The organism is Streptomyces spongiae, from assembly GCF_009377185.1.
In the GTDB taxonomy this organism is placed as follows: Bacteria; Actinomycetota; Actinomycetes; order Streptomycetales; family Streptomycetaceae; genus Streptomyces; species Streptomyces spongiae.
The window spans coordinates 1-9,602 of record NZ_VJZC01000380.1 but is presented as its reverse complement, the minus strand read 5'-3'; the positions used below and the strand labels follow the sequence as shown (position 1 = coordinate 9,602).

Genomic DNA, 9,602 nt, shown 5'->3' with positions numbered 1-9,602 from the left:
CTGGGCGCGAGGGCGGGCTCGGCGGTGGGTTCTGGATCGGTGGGTGGAGTCGGAGTCGGCTGCGGTACGTCGTCGGAGACCGGCCGGGGTGGTGTCCTGGGGGCCGCGGGAACGGGACCGCTCTCGGGGCGCTGGGCCTGCGGCTGGTTGTACGACACCGTGTGCGTGACGACGCGGCCGTTGGGGAGGCGTTTGCGGACCTGGGACAGGTAGCCGTGGGCCTTCAGCTCGCGCAGGGCGGCGGCGACACGGGTCTCGCCCTCGGGGAAGCGGTCGGCGAGGGTCTTGATGTCGACGCGGGCCTGGTCGGGCAGCGACTGGATGTGCAGGGCGAGCCCGATCGCGGTGAGGGAGAGCTGCCGGTGCTGGGCGAGATGGTTCCCGACGACCGTGTAGCGGGTGGTGTGGGGGGTGTTGATGTGGGTGATGCCGCGGGGATTGAGCGGCTGAGCGCATGCGGGCGCGCTAAGGTTCCGGGTATCCATCAGGAAGCTCTCTTCTTCCTCGGTGGTCAGGCCCTCGCACTGGGATTGCCGTCCCGGCGGGGGCCGTCGCATGTCTGTGGTGGGTTGTGATCGTGGCGAGCATATGCCTGCGAACCGGGCGGAAATCCAGCCGAGTTGAGGATTGCCACTCTTCCGGGTGACCAGGGTTGCTGTGCGGGTTCGGTGAGGTGGGGTTGGGTGGGTATTTGCCCCGGGGTCATGGAAAAGCTTTGATCACGCGCCGGGCCGGTCGGTGGGGCACCGGCGCGGGGAGGGCCGCGATCCGGTGACGCGGAACTCCACTTCGGCCCAAACGGTCTTGCGCGGGGTGGGGCCGTGGGCCACTCCCCAGCGGTCGGCGAGCGCGTCCACAAGGAGGAGGCCACGGCCGGACTCGCCGTCGGGGGCGACCTCTTGGGCGTACGGCAGCCGGTCACCGCGTGTGCCGGTGACCTCGATGCGGAGGGCGGCGCCGACGACGTGGAGCGTGAGGCGGAAGTCCCGGCCGGAGACGCGACCGTGGGTGACGGCGTTGGCGGCGAGTTCGGCCACGATCTGCTCCGCCGGTTGCGATGGCAGTCCCCAGGTGCGGAGTTGCTCGGTGGCGAGGAGCCGGGCGAGGCGGGCGCCACGGGGCGTGGGGGACAGAAGCAGGCTGAAGTTGCGGATGGGGGTGTCGAGTTGTTCCGCGGGGGCGGTGACTTCTCGGGTTTCTTGATTCATGTCACTCAGCGTGGCCGCACACACCTACCGTAGGGAGTGACTACGCCGTTGCGTACGGTGACTGTCCGACGCTTGTCCGGTGGTGTCCGGGCTGTCGGGCGGGGCGTACGGGCAGAGGCGTGGCGGTACGACGAGGTACGGCGGAGAGGCGTGCGGGATGTCGGTGGACGCGGAGGCGGGACGGCTCAAGGGTGAGGCGGACGAGCCGGGTTGGGAGGTGGACCCGGACGACGAGTGGGGTGTCGCGGTCATCACCACCGTGGGGCGGCAGGCGAAGCTGCGGCGGGAGGCGGTGGGGATGCGGGCCGCCGAGTTCGGGGCGGCGGTCGGGTACGGGGAGGACCTCGTCTACAAGATCGAGGGCGGCAAGCGGATTCCCCGGCAGTGGTATCTGGACAGGGCCGACGAGGTGTTGGACGCGGGCGGGCTCATCGCGGCGGCCTGGGAGGACGTGAAGAAGGTCCGGTATCCCAAGAAGGTTCGGGAACTGGCGAAGCTGGAGGCGCAGGCGGTCGAGATCGGCATCTACGAGAGCAATGGCATCAACGGTCTGTTGCAGACCTCTGATCATGCGGGGGCGTTGTTCGAGGCCATGCAGCCTCCGTACTCCCCGGACGAGGTGGAGCGGATGGTGGTCGCCCGCGTGGCTCGCGCGTCGATCTTCGAGCGCTCACCCGCTCCCGCGCTCAGCTTCGTCCTGGAAGAGGCGGCCCTGCGGCGCCCGATCGGGGGCACAATGGTGTGGCGCCAGCAGCTCGAACGCCTGTTGGAGGTGGGGCGGTTGCACAACGTCGTTCTTCAGGTGATGCCGTTGAACTGTGAGACCCACTCCGGCATGGACGGCAAGATCGAGCTGCTGAAGTTCGCGGACGGATCGGCGGTGGGTCGTTCCGACGGAGCGTTCAACGGTCGACCGACCTCCGAACCCAAACACCTGCGCATCCTTGAGCTGCGCTATGGCACCATCCGGGCTCAGGCACTCTCCCCACGGGAGTCGCTGGCCTTCATCGAGAAACTGCTGGGAGAAACATGATCCGCAAGACCACTCCCGGAGACGCCTCCGAGCTGGTGTGGTTCAAGAGCAGCTACAGCAGCGGCAACGACGGCAACTCCTGCGTCGAGATCGCCCACGCTCCCGGCACCGTCCACGTCCGTGACTCCAAGCACATCCCAGGCCCACGGCTGGCCCTGGCGCCGGACGCGTGGGCGAGCTTCGTGACGTACGCCTCGCAGCGCTGATCTGAGGTACCCCTTTTGACCCGCCGGACACGCCCCTAAACCTCTGGCGTGTCATGCGCTGCCCATTTGTTTTGACCGGAGGTCTTGCGCTAGGTACGCTCAGACCTTGTGCCTGGGGTGTGCCCTGGCTCTCGTGCGTGCCTTCACACCGCACAAGGGGAGCCGTAAGCGGCCACCGTAATCTGTGCTCTTTTCGCCTTGCGGCGGGGGTTCGCCGGATTCGACACACCCGACCGCGTGGGTCGGCGACGTTCCAGGTTAGCTTCACCATTCGGCACACAGAAACCGGAGAAGTAGTGCCTACGATCCAGCAGCTGGTCCGTAAGGGCCGGCAGGACAAGGTCGAGAAGAACAAGACGCCCGCACTCGAGGGTTCCCCTCAGCGTCGTGGCGTCTGCACGCGTGTGTTCACGACCACCCCGAAGAAGCCGAACTCGGCCCTGCGTAAGGTCGCGCGTGTGCGTCTGACCAGCGGGATCGAGGTCACCGCTTACATTCCGGGTGAGGGACACAACCTGCAGGAGCACTCCATCGTGCTCGTGCGTGGTGGCCGTGTGAAGGACCTGCCCGGTGTTCGCTACAAGATCATCCGCGGCTCGCTCGACACCCAGGGTGTCAAGAACCGCAAGCAGGCCCGCAGCCGCTACGGCGCCAAGAAGGAGAAGTAAGAATGCCTCGTAAGGGCCCCGCCCCGAAGCGCCCGGTCATCATCGACCCGGTCTACGGTTCTCCTCTTGTCACGTCGCTGATCAACAAGGTGCTGCTGAACGGCAAGCGCTCCACCGCCGAGCGCATCGTGTACGGCGCCATGGAGGGCCTGCGCGAGAAGACCAGCAACGACCCGGTCATCACGCTCAAGCGCGCTCTCGAGAACATCAAGCCGACCCTCGAGGTCAAGTCCCGCCGTGTCGGTGGCGCCACCTACCAGGTTCCGGTCGAGGTCAAGCCCGGCCGTGCCAACACCCTGGCGCTGCGCTGGCTGGTCGGTTACTCCCGCGCCCGTCGCGAGAAGACCATGACCGAGCGTCTGCTCAACGAGCTCCTCGACGCCTCCAACGGCCTCGGTGCCGCTGTGAAGAAGCGTGAGGACACCCACAAGATGGCCGAGTCCAACAAGGCCTTCGCGCACTACCGCTGGTAGTCGCTCCCCCCATCGAGACCGAGAGAAGACTGAAGCCTTATGGCTACCACTTCACTTGACCTGGCCAGGGTCCGCAACATCGGGATCATGGCCCACATCGACGCGGGCAAGACGACCACCACCGAGCGGATCCTCTTCTACACCGGCGTCAGCTACAAGATCGGTGAAGTCCACGACGGCGCCGCCACCATGGACTGGATGGAGCAGGAGCAGGAGCGTGGCATCACGATCACGTCTGCTGCGACCACCTGTCACTGGCCGCTCGAGGACAACGACTACACCATCAACATCATCGACACCCCGGGGCACGTCGACTTCACCGTCGAGGTGGAGCGCTCCCTGCGTGTGCTCGACGGTGCCGTGACGGTGTTCGACGGTGTCGCCGGTGTCGAGCCGCAGTCCGAGACGGTGTGGCGTCAGGCCGACCGTTACGGCGTGCCGCGCATCTGCTTCGTCAACAAGCTGGACCGTACCGGCGCCGAGTTCCACCGCTGCGTGGACATGATCTCGGACCGTCTGGGCGCCCAGCCGCTCGTCATGCAGCTTCCGATCGGCGCCGAGGCCGACTTCAAGGGCGTCGTGGACCTGGTCCGCATGAAGGCGCTCGTGTGGTCCGCCGAGGCCGCCAAGGGCGAGATGTACGACACCGTCGACATCCCGGCCACGCACGCCGAGGCCGCCGAGGAGTGGCGCGGCAAGCTGCTCGAGGCCGTCGCCGAGAACGACGAAGAGATCATGGAGCTGTACCTGGAGGGCGAGGAGCCCACCGAGGAGCAGCTGTACGCCGCGATCCGTCGCATCACCATCGCCTCCGGCAAGTCCAACGACACCACGGTCACCCCGGTGTTCTGTGGCACCGCGTTCAAGAACAAGGGCGTCCAGCCCCTGCTCGACGCGGTCGTGCGCTACCTGCCGACCCCGCTCGACGTCGAGGCCATCGAGGGCCACGACGTGAAGGACCCGGAGCAGGTCGTCAAGCGCAAGCCGTCCGACGAGGAGCCGCTGTCCGCGCTGGCGTTCAAGATCATGAGCGACCCGCACCTCGGCAAGCTCACCTTCGTCCGGGTCTACTCGGGCCGCCTCCAGTCCGGCACCGCGGTGCTGAACTCGGTCAAGGGCAAGAAGGAGCGCATCGGCAAGATCTACCGCATGCACGCGAACAAGCGTGAGGAGATCGAGTCGGTGGGCGCCGGCGACATCGTCGCCGTCATGGGCCTGAAGCAGACCACCACCGGTGAGACGCTGAGCGACGACAAGAACCCGGTGATCCTGGAGTCCATGGACTTCCCGGCGCCGGTCATCCAGGTCGCCATCGAGCCCAAGTCGAAGGGTGACCAGGAGAAGCTGGGCGTCGCGATCCAGCGTCTCGCGGAGGAGGACCCCTCCTTCCAGGTTCACACCAACGAGGAGACCGGCCAGACCATCATCGGTGGCATGGGCGAGCTGCACCTCGAGGTGCTGGTCGACCGTATGCGCCGTGAGTTCAAGGTCGAGGCCAACGTCGGCAAGCCGCAGGTCGCGTACCGCGAGACGATCCGCAAGGCCGTCGAGCGCGTCGACTACACGCACAAGAAGCAGACTGGTGGTACCGGCCAGTTCGCCAAGGTGCAGATCGCGATCGAGCCCCTCGAGGGCGGCGACACGTCGTACGAGTTCGTGAACAAGGTGACCGGTGGTCGCATCCCGAAGGAGTACATCCCTTCGGTCGACGCCGGTGCGCAGGAGGCCATGCAGTTCGGCATCCTCGCCGGTTACGAGATGACCGGCGTCCGCGTCACGCTGATCGACGGCGCCTACCACGAGGTCGACTCCTCCGAGCTGGCGTTCAAGATCGCCGGTTCGCAGGCCTTCAAGGAGGCCGCGCGCAAGGCCAGCCCCGTGCTGCTCGAGCCGATGATGGCCGTCGAGGTCACCACGCCCGAGGACTACATGGGTGACGTCATCGGTGACATCAACTCCCGCCGTGGCCAGATCCAGGCCATGGAGGAGCGTGCCGGTGCCCGTGTCGTGAAGGGCCTGGTTCCGCTGTCGGAGATGTTCGGCTACGTCGGCGACCTCCGCAGCAAGACGTCGGGTCGCGCGAGCTACTCGATGCAGTTCGACTCCTACGCCGAGGTTCCGCGGAACGTCGCCGAGGAGATCATCGCGAAGGCCAAGGGCGAGTAACGCACCCCGTTCACACGCCGTAGGCTTGACTCCGGAGCCTTGAGGGGCATTCACCCGCATTCGTGGGGGAATGCCCCGGGGCCCGGGCATTCCAGCAAAGATCACCTGGCGCCGATGAAGCAAGGCGTTCAGAACCACTCCACAGGAGGACCCCAGTGGCGAAGGCGAAGTTCGAGCGGACTAAGCCGCACGTCAACATCGGCACCATCGGTCACATCGACCACGGTAAGACGACCCTCACGGCCGCCATTACCAAGGTGCTGCACGACGCGTACCCGGACCTGAACGAGGCCTCGGCCTTCGACCAGATCGACAAGGCTCCCGAAGAGCGCCAGCGCGGTATCACCATCTCCATCGCGCACGTCGAGTACCAGACGGAGACGCGTCACTACGCGCACGTCGACTGCCCGGGTCACGCGGACTACATCAAGAACATGATCACCGGTGCTGCCCAGATGGACGGCGCCATCCTCGTGGTCGCCGCCACCGACGGCCCGATGCCGCAGACCAAGGAGCACGTGCTCCTGGCCCGCCAGGTCGGCGTTCCGTACATCGTCGTCGCCCTGAACAAGGCCGACATGGTGGACGACGAGGAGATCCTGGAGCTCGTCGAGCTCGAGGTCCGCGAGCTGCTCTCCGAGTACGAGTTCCCGGGCGACGACCTGCCGGTCGTCAAGGTCTCGGCGCTCAAGGCCCTCGAGGGCGACAAGGAGTGGGGCAACTCCGTCCTCGAGCTCATGAAGGCCGTGGACGAGAACATCCCGCAGCCCGAGCGTGACGTCGACAAGCCGTTCCTCATGCCGATCGAGGACGTCTTCACGATCACCGGTCGCGGTACGGTCGTCACCGGCCGTATCGAGCGTGGTGTCCTCAAGGTCAACGAGACCGTCGACATCGTGGGCATCAAGCAGGAGAAGACCACCACCACGGTCACCGGCATCGAGATGTTCCGCAAGCTGCTCGACGAGGGCCAGGCCGGTGAGAACGTCGGTCTGCTGCTCCGCGGCATCAAGCGCGAGGACGTCGAGCGCGGCCAGGTCATCATCAAGCCGGGCTCGGTCACCCCGCACACCGAGTTCGAGGCGCAGGCCTACATCCTGTCCAAGGACGAGGGTGGCCGCCACACGCCGTTCTTCAACAACTACCGCCCGCAGTTCTACTTCCGTACGACGGACGTGACCGGCGTCGTGACCCTCCCCGAGGGCACCGAGATGGTCATGCCGGGTGACAACACCGAGATGAAGGTGGAGCTCATCCAGCCCGTCGCCATGGAGGAGGGCCTGAAGTTCGCCATCCGTGAGGGTGGTCGCACCGTGGGCGCCGGCCAGGTCACCAAGATCAACAAGTAAGCCCGCTTGCTTGAAGGTCGTTTGAAGGTCGCTTGACCTGAAAAGGCCCGTACGACTTCGGTCGTGCGGGCCTTTTCGCTGTTCCCTCCAGGTTGTTACGAAACTATTCGACGCGGACGGACCGTTCCCCCCGCCTTTCACTCCCTTCACTATTTGTCATGCCGCTGAGCAAATAGGGACCGAGGGGTGAGGCATGTCTGGACGCGTCAGCCGTAGAGCCGTTCTCGGAGCGGGGGCAGGGCTCGCGGCGCTGCCCGCGCTACCGGGGGTGGCGTGGGCGGAGGGGGCCGCGCCGAAGGCGACCGATCCCGGGGCGTACCTCTCCTTCTCCCCGAAGCCGGGCGCCTTCCCGCTCGTCGGAGCCCCGGTCGTCGTCAGCGCCGAGGACCACCCCGGAGTCGTACGGGTGGCCGGGGACCTCCGCGACGACATCGAGCGGGTCACGGGCGTACGGCCCGGCGACTCGATCGCGCGCGAGGCGGTGCTGGTCGGGACGATCGGCCGCAGTCCCCTGGTCGACGCCTTGATCGCCGCCGGCAAGCTCGACGTGAGCGGGGTGCGCGGCCGCTGGGAGACCTCGCTGCAGACCGTCGTCGAGCACCCGATGCCCGGGGTCGAGAGGGCCCTTGTCATCGCGGGCAGCGATCCGCGCGGCACGATCTTCGGTGCGTACGACGTCTCGTACGGCATCGGGGTCTCGCCCTGGTACTGGTGGGACGACGCGCCGCCGGTCCACCGGGACGAGGTGTACGTGCTGCCGGGCCGGTTCAGCCAGGGCACGCCCGCCGTGAAGTACCGGGGCGTCTTCATCAACGACGAGAATCCGGCGCTGGGGACGTGGGCGCCGAAGTACTTCGGCCCGGGGAAGGCGCCCGGCCATCCCGGGGGCTTCAACGCGGACTTCTGGGAAAAGGTCTTCGAGGTGTTGCTGCGGTTGAAGGGCAACTATCTCTGGCCGGCCGTCTGGGGCCGGGCCTTCGCCGAGGACGACCCGGAGAACCACGCGCGGGCCAAGGAATACGGGATTGTCATGGGCACGTCTCACGAGGCGCCCATGATGCGGGGCATCGAGGAGTGGAACCGGCATGCCGTGCCCGCGGTACGCGACAGCTCCGGGAAGATCGTCACACCCGGGCGCGACCCCTACGGCGGCACGGGCGAGTGGTCGTACCGGCGCAACGCCGAAGCCATCAAGGCGTACTGGCGCGACGGCATCCGCCGCATGGTCGACCAGGACTTCGAGGGCGTCGTCACGCTCGGGATGCGCGGCAACGGCGACACGAGCCTCCCGGACGGCGACGGCATCGAACTCATGCGGGAGATCATCGAGACCCAGCGACGGATCATCGCCGAGGTGACGGGCAGACCGCTGGGGGAGACCCCGCAGGTGTGGACGCTGTACAAGGAGGTGCAGCGGTACTGGGACCGGGGGCTGAGGGCGCCGGACGACGTGACGGTCGTCCTGACGGACGACAACTGGGGCAACATCCGCAAGCACCCGGACCCGGCGGAGCCACGGGGCGGCGGCTACGGCCTGTACTACCACTTCGACTACGTGGGCGCGGGCCGGAACTACAAGTGGGTCGACACGGCGAACCTCGCGGGCCTTTGGGACCAGCTCCACCAGGCGCACGCGTACGGCAACCACGGGCTGTGGGTGACGAACGTCGGCGACCTGAAGGGCAACGAGCTGCCGACCGAGTTCTTCCTGAACTACGCCTGGAACCCGGAGCGTTGGGGTTTGGACGACCTGGAGGCGTGGGAACGGCGCTACGCGCGGCAGAACTTCGGGCCGGCTCAGGCGGGGGCGATCGCCGCCGTGCTCGCCGAGTACGGACAACTCCAGGCACGCCGCAAGCCGGAGCTGCTGAACCGCAGGATCACGCTCGACCCGGCGAAGGACCCGGCCAAGGAGGAGTCGGCGGTCGTGTACGACGACCAGGAGACGCCCTTCTCCTTCGGCCACCGCGAGCTGGAGCGGGTCACGGACGAGTGGCGGAAGCTGGCGAAGGCGGCGGAACGGGTCGGGCGGCGGCTTCCGGCGCGGGTGCGGGACGCGTGGTTCGAGCTGGTCGGCTACCAGGTGCAGGCGACCGCGAACCTGTACGCGCTGCGGGAGGCCGAGTTCACGAACCTGCTGTACGCGGCTCAGGGCAGGGCGGCGACGAACGACCGGGCGGCGGAGGCGGAGGCCGGACTGGAACGCGACTTCGCCCTGGCCCGCCGCTTCAACACCCAGGTGGCGGGCGGCAAATGGGACGGCTTCCAGACCCAGCCGCACATCGGCTACGGGGACGTGGAGCGGTACGGACCGAACGCCGGCTGGCAGCAGCCCGAGAAGGACAACGTGGCACTGCCGGACGAGATCTTCCCCAAGGTGAAGCGCCTCGAGGTGCCCGAGGGCGCGGCGATGGGGGTCTCGGTGGACGGTTCGGAGGACGCGGGGGAGTGGTGGCCGGGGGGTGCGTCGGGCGCGGCTGCGCTGCCGGTCTTCAGCCC

Annotated in this window: 9 protein-coding genes; 7 read left to right on the top strand and 2 right to left on the bottom strand. The window is 67.3% G+C overall.

Annotated features, from left to right (window positions below; genetic code table 11):
• Positions 1–485, bottom strand: a 485-nt coding sequence (locus tag FNH08_RS35045) for a helix-turn-helix domain-containing protein (protein WP_228034546.1), incomplete at its 3' end; no start/stop codon positions are given.
• 234 nt (positions 486–719) lie between these two features.
• On the bottom strand, positions 720–1,208 hold the full coding sequence (locus tag FNH08_RS35040; RefSeq protein WP_152775556.1) for an ATP-binding protein: 489 nt from the start codon (positions 1,206–1,208) through the stop codon (positions 720–722).
• A gap of 157 nt (positions 1,209–1,365) precedes the next feature.
• Between FNH08_RS35040 and FNH08_RS35035 the strand changes: the two genes are divergently transcribed.
• The 7 genes from FNH08_RS35035 to FNH08_RS35005 all read left to right on the top strand — a co-directional run.
• The gene (locus FNH08_RS35035; RefSeq protein WP_152775558.1) at positions 1,366–2,241 is read left to right on the top strand and encodes a helix-turn-helix domain-containing protein; all 876 of its coding nucleotides are present in this window, start codon (positions 1,366–1,368) and stop codon (positions 2,239–2,241) included.
• Entirely contained in the window at positions 2,238–2,447 is a 210-nt protein-coding gene (locus FNH08_RS35030) for a DUF397 domain-containing protein (protein WP_152775555.1), read from the top strand. The genes FNH08_RS35035 and FNH08_RS35030 overlap by 4 nt, the downstream gene beginning before the upstream one ends.
• 296 nt (positions 2,448–2,743) lie before the next feature.
• Positions 2,744–3,115, top strand: coding sequence for a 30S ribosomal protein S12 (gene rpsL / locus FNH08_RS35025; RefSeq protein ID WP_003948652.1), 372 nt, complete (start codon positions 2,744–2,746; stop codon positions 3,113–3,115).
• 2 nt (positions 3,116–3,117) lie between these two features.
• Positions 3,118–3,588 (top strand): 30S ribosomal protein S7, encoded by a 471-nt coding sequence (gene rpsG, locus FNH08_RS35020; protein WP_007384059.1) that lies wholly within the window; start codon positions 3,118–3,120, stop codon positions 3,586–3,588.
• 39 nt (positions 3,589–3,627) lie between these two features.
• A complete protein-coding gene (gene fusA, locus FNH08_RS35015; RefSeq protein ID WP_152775554.1) occupies positions 3,628–5,754 on the top strand; it encodes an elongation factor G in 2,127 nt (708 codons plus the stop codon).
• A gap of 155 nt (positions 5,755–5,909) precedes the next feature.
• The gene (tuf, locus tag FNH08_RS35010) at positions 5,910–7,103 is read left to right on the top strand and encodes an elongation factor Tu (RefSeq protein ID WP_030839706.1); all 1,194 of its coding nucleotides are present in this window, start codon (positions 5,910–5,912) and stop codon (positions 7,101–7,103) included.
• 193 nt (positions 7,104–7,296) lie between these two features.
• On the top strand, positions 7,297–9,602 hold a 2,306-nt coding region (locus FNH08_RS35005), incomplete at its 3' end, for a glycosyl hydrolase 115 family protein (protein WP_152775553.1).